This is a genomic window from Rhodococcus sp. P4_F3_2 (genome assembly GCF_056401335.1).
Genome location: NZ_JBFUJN010000007.1, coordinates 48,433 through 66,826 on the forward strand (window position 1 = coordinate 48,433; position 18,394 = coordinate 66,826).

At 63.4% G+C, this 18,394-nt stretch carries 16 protein-coding genes; 7 read left to right on the top strand and 9 right to left on the bottom strand.

The genetic code is table 11. The features are described from left to right. Nucleotides 1-13: 13 nt before the first annotated feature. Entirely contained in the window at nucleotides 14-355 is a 342-nt protein-coding gene (locus AC1DWA_RS09655) for an Imm51 family immunity protein (RefSeq protein WP_021332919.1), read from the top strand. A gap of 62 nt (nucleotides 356-417) precedes the next feature. On the opposite strand, the gene AC1DWA_RS09660 is transcribed toward AC1DWA_RS09655, so the two are convergent. Genes AC1DWA_RS09660 through AC1DWA_RS09675 form a run of 4 tightly spaced genes read right to left on the bottom strand, consistent with a single transcriptional unit; the run spans nucleotide 418 to nucleotide 4,092 of the window. After that, entirely contained in the window at nucleotides 418-1,452 is a 1,035-nt protein-coding gene (locus tag AC1DWA_RS09660) for an aspartate-semialdehyde dehydrogenase (protein ID WP_019746568.1), read from the bottom strand. Nucleotides 1,453-1,458: 6 nt separating this feature from the next. Beyond that, nucleotides 1,459-2,724: an aspartate kinase gene (locus AC1DWA_RS09665; protein ID WP_019746567.1), complete on the bottom strand. Its 1,266-nt coding sequence runs from the start codon at nucleotides 2,722-2,724 to the stop codon at nucleotides 1,459-1,461. A gap of 49 nt (nucleotides 2,725-2,773) precedes the next feature. Continuing rightward, nucleotides 2,774-3,727 (bottom strand): hypothetical protein, encoded by a 954-nt coding sequence (locus AC1DWA_RS09670; RefSeq protein WP_477846651.1) that lies wholly within the window; start codon nucleotides 3,725-3,727, stop codon nucleotides 2,774-2,776. After that, nucleotides 3,727-4,092 (bottom strand): DUF8021 domain-containing protein, encoded by a 366-nt coding sequence (locus tag AC1DWA_RS09675; protein ID WP_003943492.1) that lies wholly within the window; start codon nucleotides 4,090-4,092, stop codon nucleotides 3,727-3,729. The genes AC1DWA_RS09670 and AC1DWA_RS09675 overlap by 1 nt, the downstream gene beginning before the upstream one ends. 270 nt (nucleotides 4,093-4,362) lie before the next feature. On the opposite strand from AC1DWA_RS09675, the gene leuA reads away from it, so the two are divergent. Both leuA and AC1DWA_RS09685 read left to right on the top strand, forming a co-directional pair. Continuing rightward, nucleotides 4,363-6,171, top strand: coding sequence for a 2-isopropylmalate synthase (gene leuA, locus AC1DWA_RS09680; RefSeq protein WP_019746565.1), 1,809 nt, complete (start codon nucleotides 4,363-4,365; stop codon nucleotides 6,169-6,171). Nucleotides 6,172-6,419: 248 nt separating this feature from the next. Further along, nucleotides 6,420-6,797 (top strand): PLDc N-terminal domain-containing protein, encoded by a 378-nt coding sequence (locus AC1DWA_RS09685; RefSeq protein ID WP_020968226.1) that lies wholly within the window; start codon nucleotides 6,420-6,422, stop codon nucleotides 6,795-6,797. Between the two features lie 113 nt (nucleotides 6,798-6,910). Here AC1DWA_RS09685 and AC1DWA_RS09690 read toward each other — a convergent pair whose 3' ends face one another. After that, nucleotides 6,911-7,804 (bottom strand): LysR family transcriptional regulator, encoded by an 894-nt coding sequence (locus tag AC1DWA_RS09690; RefSeq protein WP_069147130.1) that lies wholly within the window; start codon nucleotides 7,802-7,804, stop codon nucleotides 6,911-6,913. Nucleotides 7,805-7,894: 90 nt separating this feature from the next. On the opposite strand from AC1DWA_RS09690, the gene AC1DWA_RS09695 reads away from it, so the two are divergent. From AC1DWA_RS09695 to AC1DWA_RS09710, 4 genes are read left to right on the top strand one after another with little or no spacing between them, the layout of a single operon-like run. Next, complete coding sequence (locus tag AC1DWA_RS09695) at nucleotides 7,895-8,836, top strand: EamA family transporter (protein ID WP_058038234.1); 942 nt, start codon at nucleotides 7,895-7,897, stop codon at nucleotides 8,834-8,836. Nucleotides 8,837-8,861: 25 nt separating this feature from the next. Beyond that, nucleotides 8,862-10,115, top strand: a complete 1,254-nt coding sequence (locus AC1DWA_RS09700) for a MurT ligase domain-containing protein (RefSeq protein ID WP_283310271.1) — start codon at nucleotides 8,862-8,864, stop codon at nucleotides 10,113-10,115. After that, on the top strand, nucleotides 10,108-10,821 hold the full coding sequence (locus AC1DWA_RS09705) for a type 1 glutamine amidotransferase (protein ID WP_019746560.1): 714 nt from the start codon (nucleotides 10,108-10,110) through the stop codon (nucleotides 10,819-10,821). Before AC1DWA_RS09700 ends, AC1DWA_RS09705 begins: the two co-directional genes overlap by 8 nt. A gap of 57 nt (nucleotides 10,822-10,878) precedes the next feature. Beyond that, entirely contained in the window at nucleotides 10,879-12,597 is a 1,719-nt protein-coding gene (locus tag AC1DWA_RS09710; RefSeq protein WP_477846652.1) for a vWA domain-containing protein, read from the top strand. A gap of 4 nt (nucleotides 12,598-12,601) precedes the next feature. Here AC1DWA_RS09710 and AC1DWA_RS09715 read toward each other — a convergent pair whose 3' ends face one another. The 4 genes from AC1DWA_RS09715 to AC1DWA_RS09730 form a co-directional block, all read right to left on the bottom strand. Continuing rightward, a complete protein-coding gene (locus tag AC1DWA_RS09715; protein ID WP_020905917.1) occupies nucleotides 12,602-13,765 on the bottom strand; it encodes a low temperature requirement protein A in 1,164 nt (387 codons plus the stop codon). Nucleotides 13,766-13,831: 66 nt separating this feature from the next. Further along, a complete protein-coding gene (locus tag AC1DWA_RS09720; protein ID WP_477916627.1) occupies nucleotides 13,832-14,959 on the bottom strand; it encodes an acyl-CoA dehydrogenase family protein in 1,128 nt (375 codons plus the stop codon). A gap of 1 nt (nucleotide 14,960) precedes the next feature. Further along, nucleotides 14,961-16,166, bottom strand: a complete 1,206-nt coding sequence (locus AC1DWA_RS09725) for an acyl-CoA dehydrogenase family protein (protein ID WP_020905915.1) — start codon at nucleotides 16,164-16,166, stop codon at nucleotides 14,961-14,963. A 17-nt stretch (nucleotides 16,167-16,183) separates the two neighbouring features. Continuing rightward, nucleotides 16,184-18,394 (bottom strand): acyl-CoA dehydrogenase, encoded by a 2,211-nt coding sequence (locus AC1DWA_RS09730; RefSeq protein ID WP_477846654.1) that lies wholly within the window; start codon nucleotides 18,392-18,394, stop codon nucleotides 16,184-16,186.

Below are 18,394 nucleotides of genomic sequence, written 5' to 3' on the forward strand. Positions count from 1 at the left end.
CTTCAATACACGCATGACATCACCATCGATCGAACCGCTACAGCTTTTCGAAACGTCTCCGGGCAACTGGTCACTGATGCTCACCGACCAGCATTTCGGCAAGGTAGCAGCGGTATTCGAGCAGGTAGAGGGTTTCGAAGGCTCCGGCTACGACTGGGCGTCGGTCGCCCACGCAGTGGTAGGCCGCGATGCACCGCATCTGGAGGGCCGCTTCGGCACCGATCCCGAAGCGGGCATGTTTGTCGCGTACGGCAGCGACAACGAAGCTCTTGGTGAACTCGGAGTGCTTCTCGCCAAAGCGTATTCGGATGCCGAGTACCTCGGCGGCCTGGTCGCCATTTCCGAACTCGACTAGAGCTCCTGCTGAAACGACACCGGCCCCACACCTAGGTGCGGGGCCGGTACCGAAGGAAAGATCTAGCCGACCAACAGCTCGGCAATCTGAATCGTGTTGAGAGCGGCACCCTTACGGAGGTTGTCACCCGAAACGAAGAGCGCGAGTCCGCGTCCCTCCGGGACACCCGGATCCTGACGGATACGACCGACCAGCGACGCGTTGCCGCCGGCAGCGGCCAGCGGCGTCGGAACCTCGACCAACTCCACTCCGGGAGCGTCGGCGAGGATTTCCTTCGCACGAGCGACCGAGAGCGGGTTCGCGAACTCTGCGTTGATCGCGAGCGAGTGTCCGGTCACGACGGGAACGCGCACGCAGGTGCCCGAAACCAGCAGATCAGGAAGTCCGAGGATCTTGCGGCTCTCGTTACGGAGCTTCTGATCCTCGTCGGTCTCGCCGCTTCCGTCGTCGACCAGCGAACCTGCCAGCGGCAGGACGTTGAACGCGATGGGGGCGACGTAGTTGTTCGGAGCCGGGAAGTCGACGGCGCTGCCGTCGTGAACCAGCTTCTCGGCGTCACCGACAACGGCGCGCACCTGGCCGAGGAGTTCCTCGACGCCGGCGATGCCGCTACCGGACACAGCCTGGTAGCTGGAAACGATCAGACGCTGCAGACCGGCTTCGTCGTGCAGAACCTTGAGCACCGGCATCGCTGCCATGGTGGTGCAGTTGGGGTTCGCGATGATGCCCTTGACCAGGTTCTTCGTGTCCTGCGGGTTGACCTCGCTGACCACGAGGGGAACCTCGGGATCCTTGCGCCATGCGGAAGAGTTGTCGACAACCGTCGCACCGGCCGCGGCAAAGCGCGGAGCCTGCGCACGAGACAGCGTCGCACCGGCGGAGAAGAGGGCGATGTCGATGCCCTTCAGATCCTCGTCGGACGTTGCTTCGGCATCCTCGACAACGATCTCTTCGCCGCGGAACGTCAGCTTCTTACCGGCGGAGCGTGCCGATGCAAAGAACCGCACCTTGTCCGCGGGGAAGTTACGTTCTTCGAGCAGAGTGCGCATGACGATGCCGACCTGACCGGTCGCACCGACAACAGCGATTGTTGTCATCAGAAATTACCGTCCTGTTCCTGCGTGTACTACAGCTTCTTCGTCGCCGCCGAGACCGAAAGCGGCGTGGATAACGCGCACGGCGTCGTCGAGTTCGGTGTCCTTGACCAGCACGGAGATGCGGATCTCGGAGGTCGAGATGAGATCGATGTTGATGTCGGCCTTGGCCAGTGCCTCACAGAACGTGGCCGTGACGCCCGGGTGGCTCCGCATTCCGGCACCGACCAGGGAAACCTTGCCGATGTGGTCGTCGAACAAGATCTGTGTGAAGCCGATGTCTTCCTGACGCTTGGTCAGGATCTCGACGGCGCGGGGGCCGTCGGCGGTCGGCAGCGTGAAGGTGATGTCCGTCTTGTTGGTCTCCACCTTGGAGATGTTCTGCAGCACCATGTCGATGTTGATCTCGGCATCGGAGACAGCGCGGAACACCTTGGCAGCATGTCCCGGTGTGTCCGGCAATCCGACAACGGTGATCTTGGCTTCGCCGCGATCGTGCGCGACTCCGGTGATCAGGGCCTCTTCCACAGGAATGTCCTCCATCGATCCGGACACGATTGTTCCGGGCTTGGTGGTGTATGACGAACGGACGTGCACAGGCACGTTGTAACGACGGGCGTACTCGACACACCGGAGCATGAGCACCTTGGCACCACACGCTGCGAGTTCGAGCATTTCCTCGAAGGAAACCGTCTCGAGGCGGTGAGCGTCAGGGACGATGCGCGGATCGGCGGAGAAGACGCCGTCGACGTCGGTGTAGATCTCGCAGACGTCAGCGTTGAGTGCAGCTGCCAACGCCACGGCGGTGGTGTCGGAGCCACCGCGTCCGAGCGTCGTGATGTCCTTGCTGTCCTGGCTGACGCCTTGGAATCCGGCGACCAGAACGATCGAGCCTTCGTCGAGGGCGGTGCGAACACGGCCCGGCGTGACGTCGATGATCTTGGCGTTTCCGTGGCTGCCGGTCGTGATGACTCCGGCTTGTGAGCCCGAGAACGAACGAGCTTCGGCGCCGAGGGAGTGAATTGCCATCGCTACCAAGGAGTTGGAGATGCGCTCACCCGAGGTCAGCAGCATGTCCATTTCACGGGCCGGCGGGGAAGGGCACACCTGCTGAGCCAGGTCGAGCAGCTCATCGGTGGTATCGCCCATCGCTGACACCACGACGACGACATCATTGCCGGCCTTCTTGGTCTCGACGATCCGTTCAGCGACTCGTCGGATGCGCTCGGCGGTTGCCACCGAGGATCCGCCGTACTTCTGGACGACGAGAGCCACGCGTTTCTACCTCCAGGTCGAAATTGTTTACAGATACCAGAGGTCGAGCTTACCGAGGTGGTCCTGGGACTTCCCGATGCGTACTGCTGTTCGCCTCAGATCCGCGCGGGATCAGTTGCGAGATCCGCGCTCGCATCAACGTCGCAGAACGCGAACCACCGGCAACGTAACCGACCACCGCGACGGCAACTCCGCAGGCGAGAAGCACGCGGATACTGCTGACCAGGGAAACTGCCAGCGCGTCGTACACCGCCACAGCCGCCTCGGACGACGGTATGTCTGAATTCTGTAAATAGACCCGGCGCACGACGGCCAGCGCCACCAGCAGGGCGATCATCGCCACCGCCGTCGCCAGCCCGACCAGGGACAGCGCGCGCATTCGCCCCGGTGCAACTGCGACGACCGCAATCGCGCAGGCCACCGACGCCCACGGCAACCAGGCTGCTGCTCGGTCGAGAGTGTTCGAGAAATCCTGGGCCCGCACCAACTCGTCGGATTGCAGGATCTCGAACTGCGGATCGAGCGCCGGGAGGCGATCGATCACGGTGAATCCGCGATCGCGCAGGTTCGTCCTCAGTTCCGTCATGACCGGTTCGAGGGAGACGGTGACCGTTCCGCTTTCGTCGGCCCGAACTATGCCGTCGGCGGCTCGGCCGGTCACCATCGCGGCAAGTTGCGCGTGCGCTCGACGGTTGGCCGCGGTCCAGAGCGTCGCAAACTGGTCGCTCGAGACCAACGACTGAGCGGCCTCACGAACAAGTCTCTCGGCCTGTCTCGTCACCACCTGCGGAAACTCGTCCAACCGCTGCGTCAATTCCTCGGTCAGCCGATCAACGACCGCCGATTGGACAGCGGGGTCGGCAGCCAGCGGGGCAACGGACTCGACATAGCTGTCGGTGTCGTTCACCTGGGTGTGGACGAACAGCGCGAGCACCGAGCCGGCAAAACCGAGACCAGCGAGAACGATCAGTAGTGAACAGACGATCCAGCGGATCGAGCGCATCACGTGTGCTTGGCGCGCGCCGGTCGAATCTTCGCGGTGATGTGGTGAATGCGGTGATCGTCAGCGGGTATCCGGAAGGTCTCGGTAACCCGAACGGTCATCAGGTTGCGCCCGAACAACCCGGCGTCAAGGAGGTAGTCAGCCGTCAGGTCGTCCCCGTCGACCGTCCACTCCACCTCACGAATGTCGCGGATCACGCGATACTGAGGACCTCCGGAAAGGCTGCGCCGCAGATGATTCCCCGAAAATCCGGTCTTCAACCCGACCTCGTGACGTACCGCGTCCGGAGCCAGCGGTACGGAACTGCCATCGTGACTACGGAGCGCGTCGAGGTACGTGCTCGCCACGGCGATTCGGGGATCCATGGACGACAGTCCACCATTTTCGAGGCCGAAACGGCAGCACAATTCGGCGACAAATTGGACATGAGGGCGAACCCCACCGATTTCTCGCGAAATCCAGGAGTAGAGTGCTGTGCATGCAGCGCGCACTCCTTCTTGGTTGCCGCGACGGGGTCTGATCCAGACTGGCCTCCCGCCGCGGGGTTTTTGTGCGCCGGTCGACCAAGCCTTCCGGACTCATGGTCTTGACCAACAGGTCATCAGGCCAGGTCCACAATCCTGGAGATCACACCAATGTCCCCCGCTGACGCATTCACCACCGGCACTCGCACCATTACCCCGCCCACGAAGCCGGCACCTTCCGACCAGCCTGCGTGGAACACGCAGAAGAACTCGTCGATGCCGACGTTCCGCTACCGCCCGTTCGCCGAAGAGGTCGAGACGGTCACGCTGCCCGACCGCACCTGGCCGGACAAGATCATCGACCGAGCACCCCAGTGGTGTGCCGTTGACCTGCGCGACGGCAACCAGGCGCTGATCGATCCGATGAGCCCGGCGCGCAAGCGTCGCATGTTCGATCTCCTGGTCCGTATGGGCTACAAGGAGATCGAGGTCGGATTCCCGTCCGCGAGCCAGACCGACTTCGACTTCGTTCGCGAGATCATCGAGGACGGCGCGATCCCGTCCGATGTCACCATCCAGGTGCTGACGCAGTCGCGTCCTGAACTGATCAAGCGCACATTCGAGGCGTGCGAAGGTGCCGAGAACGCGATCGTGCACTTCTACAACTCCACCTCGATCCTGCAGCGCCGCGTCGTGTTCCGCGCCGACAAGGACACGATCAAGAAGATCGCCACCGACGCCGCCGAACTGGTCCTGGCCGAGTCGAAGAAGTACCCGGACACCAACTGGCGCTGGGAATACTCGCCCGAGTCCTACACCGGCACCGAGCTCGAGTACGCCAAGGAAGTATGTGACGCCGTCACCGAAACCCTGGGTGCGACGCCTGCCAACCCGGTCATCCTGAACCTGCCCGCCACCGTCGAGATGGCGACACCCAACGTGTACGCCGACTCCATCGAGTGGATGCACCGCAACCTGGCCCGCCGCGATTCGGTCATCCTGTCGCTGCACCCCCACAACGACCGCGGCACCGGCGTCGCTGCAGCCGAGCTGGGCTACCAGGCCGGCGCAGACCGCATCGAAGGCTGCCTGTTCGGTAACGGTGAGCGCACCGGCAACGTCTGCCTGGTCACCCTCGCGCTGAACATGTTCACGCGCGGCGTCGACCCGCAGATCGATTTCTCGAACATCGACGAGATCCGTCGCACGGTCGAGTACTGCAACCAACTGCCCGTCCACGAGCGTCATCCGTACGGCGGCGACCTGGTCTACACCGCGTTCTCCGGCAGCCACCAGGACGCGATCAACAAGGGCCTCGACGCCATGAAGGTCGACGCCGACAACCAGGACTCGGACGTCGACGACATTCTCTGGCAGGTCCCCTACCTGCCGATCGACCCCAAGGACGTCGGCCGCAGCTACGAGGCCGTCATCCGCGTGAATTCGCAGTCCGGCAAGGGCGGCGTCGCGTACATCATGAAGGCCGATCACGGTCTGGTGCTGCCGCGTCGTCTGCAGGTCGAGTTCTCGCAGTCGGTCCAGAAGATCACCGACGGCGAAGGCGGCGAGGTCTCGCCGAAGGAAATGTGGGACGTCTTCCACGAGGAGTACCTCGCCCCCGTCACCCCGCTCGAGCGCATGAAGCAGAAGGTCACCGCCTCCGAGGAGGACGGCGGCACCGACGCCATCACCGCCATCGTCAAGGTGAACGGCAAGGAGCAGGAGATCTCGGGAACCGGTAACGGCCCGCTCGCTGCCTTCGTCGACGCGCTGGGAAGCATCAACTTCGACGTTCGTGTCCTCGACTACTCCGAGCACGCAATGTCCGCCGGCGACGACGCCCAAGCGGCGGCCTACGTCGAGTGCGCCGTGACGGGCCCGGACGGTCAGAGCACCGTCGTCTGGGGTGTGGGTATCGCCACGTCAATCACGACGGCGTCGCTGCGCGCCGTGGTTTCGGCAGTGAACCGCGCGAGCTGACACTCACGCAATACGAACCCGGCTCTTCAACAAACCCTGGTCTCACCCGATTTTCGGGTGAGACCAGGGTTGTTTTCACGGCACAGAAGTTCTTCGGTCCGTGTTTTCGGTTCGGCATGACATAGGTCCCGAAAGAGTCGCTTAGCGAAGTTAACAAACAGGATTCACCCATCGAGGATGATGCAGCCGACCCCGGCACGTGAGATAGTCACCTCAGACAAATCCGACTTGTGAAATGGGGCTCGACAATGGATTCCTTTTGGGACTTCCTCTGGCTGATCATCATCAGCTTCGCGTTCATCGCGTACCTGATCCTGCTCTTCTCGATCATCACCGACCTATTCCGCGATCACAAGACTTCCGGCTGGGTAAAGGCAATCTGGATCGTCTTCCTGTTCTTCATTCCGCTGCTCACCTCGCTCGTCTATCTGATCGTCCGAAGCGACGGAATGGCCCAGCGCTCCATGGAGGCTGCTCAGCAGGTCAAGAATGCACAGGACAGCTACATCCGTGAGGTTGCCGGAAAGTCCCCGGCCGAGTCCATCGCAGATGCAAAGGCGCTTCTCGACGCCGGCACCATCAGCGAAGAAGAATTCGCAGCGCTCAAGGCCAAGGCCCTCGCCTGATTCAGGCCCTCACTAATCAGTGAGGATTGCACTACCGAAACGGGAGCGACACTAATCGTGTCGCTCCCGTTTCGTATTCATTCACCATCCGCCGTTCATGCACCGACAGCCGTTCATTCACCGACAGCTCGCGCGACGTCGCGAAAAGCGTCGAGAACCACTCCGATAGCCGGGCTGCGGTCGATGTGTAATCGAGTTGCCAATTCATAAACGCGAGCAGCGCGCACGCCTGCCACCGGTTTCCTCGACACTCCAGGATGTGTGATCGCGTAACGCGGCATCAAAGCCACACCGTGGCCCGCCGCCACCAACTCTTCGATAACTCGGAAATCGTTTATCCGATGAGCGACTCGAGGTTGGACCCCGGTGACGGATGCAACGGACAACAGAACGTCGTCGACCGGAAACCCGCCGCGCACGCTGATCCAGTTCTCGTCGGCCAATTGTTCCAACCGGACCGAATCCTGCTCGGCGAGTGGATGATCAGGCCGCAGCACCAGATCGATCGGTTCACGCATCAGCGGTTGCACGCTGACCCGGGGAAACGAGGTCTCGGCGCCGCGTTCGTCACGGTGAGTGAGGATCACGTCGTGATCGGCCAACAGTCCAGGGACGGCCGACGCCGGTTTGTCGACGTCGTGTGCGTCGATGTCCACGTCCGAGTTCTTCAGCGCCGTCAGAACGCCGGGCAGCAGGAGAGCTGCTCCGGAGGGAAAGAACGCGACTCGCACCTTGCCGCGCGGCGAGCCTCGGTACGACGCCATCTCGTCCGCTGCCCGGTCGAGCGCCGCCACCACGTCGTCGGCGCGGAGCACCAGCGCTCGACCAGCGTCGGTGAGGCGCAGCGTGCGCCCGTCCGGTTCGAGGAGCGAGACCCCCGCCTCTCGGCCGAGGATCTTGAGTTGTTGCGAGACGGCGGACGGTGTCATCGAGAGAGCGAGAGCAGTAGCGCCGACGGTTCTTCGGTCGGCGAGCTCACGGAGGATCCGCAAGCGCGTGGCATCCATACGGTGACGAATATCCATGTAGCAAAACTACATGGATAGTGCATCTATATTCGCTTGTTCTGATGCTTCGTACGGCTCACGATTAACGTCATGACTCCCCGCGACCGTCTCCTCGGCCTGACCGTGATCGTCTTGTGGGGTCTGAACTTCCTGGCCATTCGCGTCGGCCTGGATCATTTCCCGCCGTTCTTCTTCGCGGCGCTGCGGTTCCTGATCATCGCGATTCCGGTGGTCATCTTCGTGCCGCGTCCGCAGGTACCGCTCCGTTGGTTGCTGCTCTACGGATTCGGTTTCGGATTCGGCCAGTTCGTCTTCCTCTTCTGGGCGATGCATTCGGGGATGCCGACGGGTCTCGCATCACTGGTCCTGCAGTCGTCCGCGCCGTTCACCGTCCTACTCGGCGCGTTCCTGCTCCGCGAGAAGCTCAGCGTCTGGCAGGTCTCCGGGATCGCCGTCGCCGTAGCCGGTATGTCGTTGATCGGCTGGGACCGTTCACACCACGCGGCACTGCTGCCCGTGATCCTCACGCTCCTCGGCGGTCTGTCCTGGGCGTTCGGCAATCTCGGCAGCCGCTTGGCCGCGGCGAACACCGTCGGCGAGCCCGCACCGATGCGCTTGATGCTGTGGATGTGCGTCATCCCGCCGTTGCCGATGCTCGCCCTGTCAGCGGTGGTCGAAGGCCCGACCGTCGGATGGCACGCGCTCGGCACCGCGTTCAGCGCCGACGCCTGGCCGTCACTGGTCGGGCTGGCCTACATCATTCTGCTCGGCACCATCGCCGGATCCGGGCTCTGGACGATGCTCATGGGCCGCTATCCCGCCGGCATGGTGGCGCCGCTCTCCTTGCTGGTACCGGTAGTGGGAATCGGCGCGTCCTGGCTGTTCCTGCACGAGGATCCGAGCCCGTTGTCCCTGGTCGGGGCAGTCATCGTGATCGCCGGAGCGAGTGCCGCACAGATGAGGCGCAAGCCCGCGAACACTGTTTTCTCGGACACACCTGCAGCCTCACCACCGGCGCGACTCGGCGTCTGACGATGCCCTGTGCCAAACTCGGGCCGTGGGAACTGGACTATCGATCACAGTGCGCGGAAAGCTCGCCATGCGAGCTGCCGCAGCAGCATCTTGGGCATCGCAGAAGGCCGGTCGCGGCAAGGGTTCGATGATCGGCGGGTTGATCGCCCTCAAGATCGACCCGACGCTCATGACTCAGCTCGGACGCGGCAAGCGCACCGTCGTGGTCACGGGCACCAACGGCAAGTCGACGACCACGCGTATGACCGCCGCAGCGCTCGCGACACTCGGTGACGTCGCCACGCAGGCCGACGGCGCCAACATGGATGCCGGGATCGTGGCCGCTCTGGCCGCGCGTACGGACGCAACGCTGGCAGCACTCGAGGTCGACGAACTGCACGTCCCCCACGTAGCCGACGCCGTGAACCCGGAAGTGATCGTGCTGCTCAATCTCAGCCGCGATCAGCTCGACCGGGTCGGCGAGATCAACATGATCGAGCGGAAGCTCCGCGCGTGCGTCAATGCGCATCCGAACGCGGTGATCGTCGCCAACTGCGATGACGTACTGGTCACCTCCGTGGCATACGACGCCGCCAACGTCGTGTGGGTTGCTGCCGGCGGCGGCTGGGCCGGCGATTCCGTCAGCTGCCCGCGCACCGGTGAACCCATCGTGTGGGAGGGAAAGCACTGGCGCAGTACCGGTTCCGACTTCGCGCGGCCCGAGCCGACCTGGTGGCTCGACGACGACAATCTCTACGGCCCCGACGGCCTGAAGATTCCGATGACGTTGACTCTCCCCGGAAAAGCCAACCGCGGTAACGCCGCTCAGGCCGTAGCTGCTGCGGCTGCTTTGGGCGCAGATCCGGTCGGGGCAGTTGCCGCCGCGTCGACGGTCCAGGAAGTCGCCGGCCGCTACAGCACCGTCGAGGTCGGACCGCACTCCGTCCACATGCTGCTCGCGAAGAATCCCGCCGGTTGGCAGGAAGCGCTGTCGATGATCGATCCCACGGTGGACGGACTCGTGATCGCGGTGAACGGTCAGGTGCCGGACGGCGAGGACCTCTCCTGGCTGTGGGACGTGAAGTTCGAACACTTCGAAGGCGTCAAGGTAGTGGCCGCCGGCGAACGCGGAACCGATCTCGCCGTTCGCCTCACGTACGCAGGCGTCGAGCACACCCTCGATCCGGATCCGTTGCGCGCCATCGCTTCCTGCCCTCCCGGACGCGTGGAGGTACTGGCGAACTACACAGCCTTCCGTGACCTCAACACCGCCATCGCGAAGGAGTCTCGCAATGTCTGACTCGACAATTCGCATCGGACTGGTTCTCCCCGACGTCATGGGCACCTACGGCGACGGCGGCAATGCCCTGATCCTGCGTCAGCGTCTGCGGATGCGCGGGTACGACGCCGAAATCGTGGACATCACCTTGAGCGATCCGGTCCCCGACTCGCTCGACGTGTACACATTGGGTGGCGCCGAGGATTCCGCTCAGCGACTCGCAACGCGCCATCTCGCGAAATACCCTGGCCTGCAACGCGCCGCCGAGCGCGGCGCACCGGTTCTGGCGATCTGCGCTGCCATTCAGGTGCTCGGCAACTGGTACGAAACCTCCAGCGGCGAACGCGTCGACGGTGTCTCGATGCTCGACGTCACGACCTCTCCGCAGGAGAAGCGTTCCATCGGCGAGGTCATCACGAAGCCCTTGATCGACGGGCTCACAGCACCTCTCTCAGGTTTCGAGAATCACCGCGGCGGAACAACTCTGGGTAGCTCAGCCTCTGGATTCGCACGTGTCACCCATGGTGTCGGAAACGGCGTCGGTGACGGATTCGAAGGCGTCGTGCAGGGTTCGGTGATCGGGACGTACATGCACGGACCCGCCTTGGCCCGGAATCCGGAACTCGCGGACCTCCTGCTCATGCGGGCCTTGGGCGTCAACGAGCTCGAACCCCTGCATCTGCCCGAGGTCGACAAGCTCCGCAAGGAGCGGCTCGCGATTCGCTGAGCCTGTCGTCCGTTCGGACGACTGTTGGTGGGCGGCGGCACCTCGTAGCCTCATTCCATGCGTCTTCGTGTGGCGATCTGTATTGCGGCGACTGCGATCATTGCCGTCGGGTGTTCGACGCAGGGCAGTGGCGGGCCCAAAGAAGCAGGTGGGACCCAGGAAGTAGGCGGGCCCCAGCAGGCAAGTGTCACTGCTGATCCGGTTTCAGAGGCGAGCGCAACGGCGCCTAGCATCATCGTCCTGGACGCCTCGGGGTCGATGAAGCAGGACGACGCTCCCGGTCCTCGAATCGATGCCGCCAAGAACGCGATTCACACTCTTGTCAGTGGTCTTCCAGACGACACAGCGCTCGGTCTGATCGCGTACGGCACCGCCACAGGTAGCAGCGACGCCGAGAAGGACGCGGGTTGCCGCGACATCAAGACCGTCGTGCCACTCGGACCGCTCGATCGAAATGCATTCGCAGCGGGAATCGACGGGTTGTCCGCGTCGGGATACACGCCGATCATGGCTGCGCTTCAACAAGCCGCCGCCGCACTCCCGACCGATGGCGAGCGCACGATCATCCTCGTCTCCGATGGAGAGGACACCTGCTCAACCGAACCTCCATGTGAGTCCACGGAAGCGATACCTCACGATCCTGACCTGACTATCCACACAATCGGATTCAAGCTCGACGCCGCTGCGTCCGGCCAGTTGAAGTGCATCGCCGACGCGACCGGGGGCATGGCGATCGACGCCGCCAACGCAGCGCAACTCACCGCACGGCTGGCGGTTGCCTCGAATCCCGAATCCGCACGGGAGCGACTCTCCACCAGCGGCTTCCGTGACCTTCGGATCGGCATGACGGTGGAGGACGCACGGAAAGCGGCCGGCGATCTGGTGTCGGTATCGAAGACCGGAACGGTGGTGGTCGAATGGCAAGACTGCGAATTGACCTTTACCGATGGCGTTCTCGTCGAAATTGCACCCCGGACCGGTGCTGTCACACTGGACGGACTGGCCGTCGGCCAGAAGATGCAGCGCGCCGCCGAACTGTACGGTCCCTTCACTGCCACAACCAATTCCGACGGCGAATCGGTTGCAGTCTTTCCGGCCGACTCCGAAGCAGGAACCGGGTATCGCATCACCTTCACACCCGAAGGCAAGAAAGCGGATGAGGGAACTATCACCCGCATAGTCCTCTGCCGGTGCTTGCCCGCGACTGCGGGATCATCGGCGGGCGGTACACCCACCGAGATCGTGAATCTTGTTGCCGTCGACGGTTCCGGCAAACCCAAATCCGGTTGGAGTGTCAAGACACCGGCCATGAAGATCAGCGAGTGCTACGGAGCATCTCAGTCGGCCGTCACGCCGGGAGTCATCACCTGCGGAAGCACCGCAGACGGGGCGGACGCGTGTTGGGTCGGCCCGGAGCCCGATTCGATTCTCTGCCTGCAATTTCCCTGGGGAACAGAACTGATCACCGCTCGAGGCGTGGACGGCGTCGAGGCCTATCCGCCGCCCGCCGGCCCGACTCCCTTCGGGCTCGAACTCGAGAACGGCCTTCTCTGCCGCGTCCGGCACGGCGGTTCGTGGCCCTCTGCCGAATCCGACCCCCGTCTGGCGGGCGCCTACTCCTGCCGAGGGCAAGGGACGGATACACCCATCGTATGGGCCGAAAGCACCTATCCGATCGATCGTTCCGAAGATCGGTGGACCGTGCTGGTCGGACCGTCGAAGGGACCGCTGGAGACCGTCGCCGTCACCAAGGCGATATTCCTTGCCGCCGAATGAGCGCTCAGACGGTTTCGGATTTCCCCTCGGTCAGAACCAGTTCCACGGCCAACAGCGCGGCGCAGGCCAGTCCCGCAACCAGTTCGGGCACCGCGGTGTAGGTACCACCGAGCACGACGACGATCGCGACCGAGAACGGCATGAGGGTGCGTACCGAGGAGTCATGTAGTCGAATGTGGATGAACCACAGCGCTGCAAGGATGACCGCGACCGGAACGGTGACGGCAGCACCCGTCACCAACGCGCTGCCGTCACCGTGATGAGTCCAGAAGTCGACGCGCGAAGCCAACCCCGCACCGATGGCGGCAGCGGCGGCGAAGATGAAGTAGTGACCGAACCCCCAGACGAAGGGTGAGACGTTGTCACCGCCGATCACTTCGCCTGCATTGCGTTGGAAGTAGAGCCACCACAGGCTGAAGACAATCAGAATGCCGCCGATCACGACGTAGGTGACCTGCGCTGCCGGATGCTCACCGTCGACCGCGTCCTGAATCGCGATGGTGGTCGAAAGGATCGTCTCGCCCAGAACGATGATGAAGAACAACGAGTACCGCTCCGCGATGTGATGCGGGTGCCACGGCGTCATGCCCGGCTTCTCCGACCAGATCGGTACCGCGAATTCGCACAGAACCAACACCAGGAACGTCGGGACGTAAATGGCGGACGGAACGAAGTAGAAACCGATCCAACCGATCTGGACCAACACGATTCCGAGAGCGTATCGACGAGCCGTGAGCGCATGTTCGGGGTCGTTCCGCGACACCCTGAGCCATTGGATGACCAGGGCTATTCGCATGATGACGTAGCCGACGATGATGAGCAGGGCGTCGTCGTTGAAGAAGCGGACGATGCCGGCTGCAAGGACCAGCGATCCGAGGATCTGGAAGATGGTCAGCAGCCGGGCGATTCCGTCGTCGTTGTCGTACGCCGAGGTGAACCACGTGAAGTTCAGCCACGTCCACCAGATCGCGAAGAACGCCATCGCGAAGTGCCCGACGCCCGAAGCCGCGTGCCCTTCGCTGATCGCGTGGTGCAGACCGGTGGCCGCTTGAGCGACCGCCACGACGAAGCAGAGGTCGGTGAGCAGCTCGAGCGGCGTCGCCACCCGATGCGGCTCGTGCGGATCCCGCGGAACCAACGGCCGGATGAACGAACTGGTGCGATTCACGAAGGGCAGAGTAGCGCGATGATTGCCGACGCGCTGCCCGTGACTGCAACCTGTCGTCTCAGATATTCACGCCGACGCCCCGATCTGGGCTCGGATTTCCAACTGATCGGCGAGTTCGGCGCCTATCGCCCCCACGCTCCCCAAGGTGAAGGCGATCTGCCGTCCCCACAGGAAATAGCGGTGAATCGGATAGTCGACATCCGCTCCGATTCCGCCGTGCAGGTGCTGGGTCGCGTGCACCACACGCAGGCCGCCGCGCGACGCCCACCATTTGGCGACCAGCGCCGCTGCTTCCGCTTCACTCTCGACTCCGCTGTCCATCAGCCAGGCAGCGCGGTGCGTGGTCAACCTTGTGCTCTCGGTGTCGAGGTACGCGTCGGCGGCCCGGACGGCAACTGCCTGGTTGGTCGAGAGTGGACGACCGAATTGCACTCGCTCGGAGGTGTATTTCGCCGTCATCCCCAGCGCTTCCTCGCAGACGCCGGTAGCCAGGGCCGCAAGAGCCACCCGTGCACGCCGCAACGTCCAGTCTCGAACCACCGCGCCGTCTGCGGGAAGTGCGTCAGCTGCAGTAACCGCAACCCCGTCGAACTGCACAGAACTGTTGCTCTCGCGGTTCGTCACCGCAAGCGGTGTACGCACCAGCGCGTCCCGGTCCGTGGGCACGATCATGACGCTGACACTGCCGTCCGGCATCGTCACCGGAACGACCAGCGCGGCCGCGAACTCCGCGGCAGGCACGGAGTCGACGTGGCCTGACAGAACCCAACCGTCAGGCGCCGGCTCGGCGCGAACCGCCGTCTCGGCGTTGTAGCCGGTGTCGAATGTGCCGGTGACGATCACCGAGCCGTCGAGCAGTCCCKGAAGCCACGACGCTTTCTGCTCCGTGCTGCCGAACTCGGAAATCGGCAGCGCCGCCGTGGAAATCACCGACCAGAGCGGCACCTGGGCGACCCGGCGGCCCTGTTGTTCGAGCACCGCGGCCAGGCCGAGCATTCCGAGTCCTGCTCCCCCGACCTCTTCCGGCAGAGCGATTCCCAGAACGTCGGAGTCGGCGAGGAGCTTCCACAGTTCGGCGTCGAAACCGCTGGTGCTCTCCACTTCCCGCAGTCGGTCCACTCCGGACTTCGCCGAGAAGATCGATTCACTCAGATCCCGCACGGCGGACAAGTTGTCGTCGAATTCGAATTCCATGTCAGCTCTTTTCGTTCTGTGCAGCGGGCCGGCGACGCGCAGCAAGCGCCATGCCCAGGCATTTTGCGGCGACAATTTCACGCATCACTTCGTTGGTACCACCACCGAAGGTGTTGTTCTGGGCGCGCCGACCCAGGTTCTCGACCCGCCCTTCCAGTACCGCTCCGGGTGTACCGGGGCGCAGTAAGCCCTTGGCACCCAGCACTTCCTGCAGCATGCCGTACGCACTGACGACGGCTTCGGTACCGAAGATCTTGGCCGCGGCCGAATCCCCGCCGCCCAAGGTGTTGGCGGCGACGTCCGCCACCAGTCGCAGGTTCATCAGGTCGGCGGCGCTGAGCAGCGCGTAGACTTCCGCCAATTTCTCACGTACCCAGCCGATGTCGTAGACGTGGCCGTCACCGGCGGGTTCCGTCTTTGCCCACTCGACCACCTCGGCGAAGAGCTCGTTGGCGATGCCACCGCGTGCTGCCAGGGCAACACGTTCGTGGTTGAGCTGGTTGGTGATGAGCTTCCACCCCTGATTGAGCTCACCGACGACATTGCTGATCGGCACCCGAACATCTTCGTAATAGGTTGCCGAAGTGCTGATTCCGCCCACGGTGTGAATTTCGGTGACCGAGAACCCCGGCGAATTGGTCGGTACCAAGACCACGGAAATGCCCTGATGCGTCGGCGCGTCAGGATCGGTGCGAACGGCAAGCCAGACCCAGTCGGCAAACACACCCGCACTGGTGAAGATCTTGTTGCCGTTGATGACAAGCTCGTCGCCCTCGATGCGGGCGCGTGTTTCGAGTGCCGCGAGATCGGTGCCCGCATTGGGTTCGGTGTAGCCGATGGCAAAGATCAATTCACCCGCCAGGATCGGACGCAGGAAGAAGTCCTTCTGAGCTTGCGTCCCGTGCTTGATCAGAGCGGGTCCGACGGTGTTCAGCGTGACCAGTGACAGCGGCGCATTCGCGCGAATCACCTCATCGTAGAACACATACAGAGCTTCGGGGTTCTCACCCCGACCGCCGAATTCCTCCGGCCACCCCAAGCCCAGCCAACCGTCTTTACCCATCCGGCGCAGGATGCGATCGAAGACGGGGCCGCCTTCGGTCTGATCCACGAGAGCACGGCGGTCTTCGTCGTTGATGATCTCTGCGAAGTATGCGCGCAATTCCTTGCGCAGAGTCTTCGACTCCTCCGACAAATCCAAGTACATGGTGAAGCTCCTAAGATCTACGAACGCGGCAGGCCGAGTACGCGCTGCGCGATGACGTTGAGTTGGATTTCGACGGTTCCGCCGCCGAACAGAATCGAGGGAAGTCCGATGTGGTCTATCGCGTAATTCGCCGACGGGTCGACAACTGCGGCGCGCGGTCCGAGCAGTCGCAACAGGTCCCGCGAGCCCTCGCGCTGCGCCAGGGCGTTGTACACCTTCGACACGCTGATCTCGGCGCCCGGTTCCTGACCCGCCAGTCGCGCCGACACTCCGCGCAGATTCATCGCGGACAGTGCCAACTCACGAGAGATACTGCGGCCGAGGCCTTCCACTGCATCTTCGCGGGGGCAGTCGTGGCTCGCGTCGGCAATCACCTGACGGAACAACCGACTCGAACCGTGGTGCAGCGTGCTGCCCATGCTCAAGCGTTCGTTGGACAGCGTTGTCGCAGCCAGTTTCCACCCTTGCCCAGGTTCGGCCACCAGGCAGTCGTCCGGGACGAAGACCTCGTCGAGGAATACCTCGTTGAATTCCGACTTGCCGGTGGCTTGCTTCAGCGGACGTACGTCGACGCCCTTCGAGGTCATGTCGACCAGGAAGTACGACAGCCCACGATGTTTCGGAGCGTCCGCGTCGGAACGCGCCAGGCATACTCCCCAATCTGCCTCGTGCGCACCCGAGTTCCACACTTTCTGACCTGACAGGACCCAGCCACCGTCGACCTTGCGCGCTTTCGTGCTCAGACCGGCCAGGTCTGATCCCGCGCCCGGCTCACTGAACAGCTGGCACCAGATGATGTCGGCGCGCAGCGAAGGCTCGACGAACCTGTCCTGCTGCTCGGCGTCGCCGTGTTCGAGAATCGTGGGCAGCACCCATTCCCCGATCACCGTGGACGGTTGAGCCCAACCTCGCATCGCGAATTCATGTGCGATGACGGCCTGTTCCCTCGGCCCCGCTCCGAGCCCGTACGGCGCCCGATAGTGCGGGGCAACCAGTTTGGCGTCGGCAAATCGGGCGCGTCGAGCGCGCCCCTTGGCCGGCGCCCAACTCGCGCTGGTGGTTCCGTCGTCAGGCAGCAGCGCAACCTCGTCCAGAACCCTCCGAACCTGCTCTCGTAACTCCGGCAGCATTTCCGGGTCGACAAAGGAGAAATCCCGTTCCGAATCGGCGGACCGGTCTCCCAATGTGTGTGCCCACTTCACCTCGGAACCCGCCACTGCCGCGATACTGATCGCCCGGCGCCAGTACAGATGCGCGTCATGCTCCCAAGTGAATCCGATTCCGCCGAGCAAAGTTACACATTCGAGGGCGTTCTCGATGCCGACGGGCAAAGCGGCCAACGCAGCTTGAGCCGAGACAAGTTTCTGCTGATCCTCGTCGTGCTCTTCGGATCGAGCGGCGTCCCACGCTGCGGCACAGGCAATCTCGGAGCGAACCAACATCATGGCCGCCTTGTGCTGAACTGCCTGGAAGCTTCCGACCGGACGGCCGAACTGCTGCCGGGACTTCACATAGTCGACTGCGGTCCGTAGCGCCCACCCGGCGATACCGCTCGCCTCCGCAGCCAACACCGTGTTGACGATCAGTTCGGTTCGGTGCGCCTGGAGGCCGTCGACGATCAGCCCAGCCTCGACCTGGTGATCGGTCAACGTCAGTGTTCCGATCGACCGTGTCAGATCCACCCCGTCTTCGATCACCACCGCAGCGGAAGTCGACGGTTCGAGCCGGAACCACAACTCGCAGTCTTCGCTGTTCGCCCGGACGAGAACGACATCAGCTCCGGGCAGACCTAGAGCTGGGTCGGCAGAACCGCTCACTGTCCACCCAGCGTCGCTGCGAGCCGCGCGCAATCTCGTTCCGGTGCAGACTGCTCCGGTTGCACCGGCGGCCAATTCGGTCAGCATTGTTTCCGCAGCCGGGCCCGCAGCTGTTGCGAGAATGCCGCTCGCGATGACCGTCGGAACGTACGGTCCCGGATAGAGCGCATCACCCAATTGCTCGACTACCACTGCAAGTTCGGCAAGACCCGCCCCGTCACCGCCGTACTGCTCCGGCAGGTGCACTGCGTGCAGGCCCTGACGGACCAACCCATCCCACGAGTCCGGCCGATCACCGGCGGCGTACCTCTTGACGTTGCTCCGCGTATCGGCGATTCCACCGAAGCGGTTCGCGAATGCGGCTACCGCTTCCGCCAGGTCACGGTGATCTTCGAGCAGGGGTAGTGCCAT

Coding starts and splice junctions, on each gene's coding strand:
- AC1DWA_RS09695 (WP_058038234.1), top strand. CDS start 7,895: ATGACTCCCCGCGACCGTCTCCTCGGCCTGACCGTGATCGTCTTGTGG.
- AC1DWA_RS09690 (WP_069147130.1), bottom strand. CDS start 7,804: ATGGATGCCACGCGCTTGCGGATCCTCCGTGAGCTCGCCGACCGAAGA.
- AC1DWA_RS09710 (WP_477846652.1), top strand. CDS start 10,879: ATGCGTCTTCGTGTGGCGATCTGTATTGCGGCGACTGCGATCATTGCC.
- AC1DWA_RS09730 (WP_477846654.1), bottom strand. CDS start 18,394: ATGGCACTACCCCTGCTCGAAGATCACCGTGACCTGGCGGAAGCGGTA.
- AC1DWA_RS09670 (WP_477846651.1), bottom strand. CDS start 3,727: ATGCGCTCGATCCGCTGGATCGTCTGTTCACTACTGATCGTTCTCGCT.
- AC1DWA_RS09705 (WP_019746560.1), top strand. CDS start 10,108: ATGTCTGACTCGACAATTCGCATCGGACTGGTTCTCCCCGACGTCATG.
- AC1DWA_RS09685 (WP_020968226.1), top strand. CDS start 6,420: ATGGATTCCTTTTGGGACTTCCTCTGGCTGATCATCATCAGCTTCGCG.
- AC1DWA_RS09660 (WP_019746568.1), bottom strand. CDS start 1,452: ATGACAACAATCGCTGTTGTCGGTGCGACCGGTCAGGTCGGCATCGTC.
- leuA (WP_019746565.1), top strand. CDS start 4,363: ATGTCCCCCGCTGACGCATTCACCACCGGCACTCGCACCATTACCCCG.
- AC1DWA_RS09725 (WP_020905915.1), bottom strand. CDS start 16,166: ATGTACTTGGATTTGTCGGAGGAGTCGAAGACTCTGCGCAAGGAATTG.
- AC1DWA_RS09675 (WP_003943492.1), bottom strand. CDS start 4,092: ATGGATCCCCGAATCGCCGTGGCGAGCACGTACCTCGACGCGCTCCGT.
- AC1DWA_RS09655 (WP_021332919.1), top strand. CDS start 14: ATGACATCACCATCGATCGAACCGCTACAGCTTTTCGAAACGTCTCCG.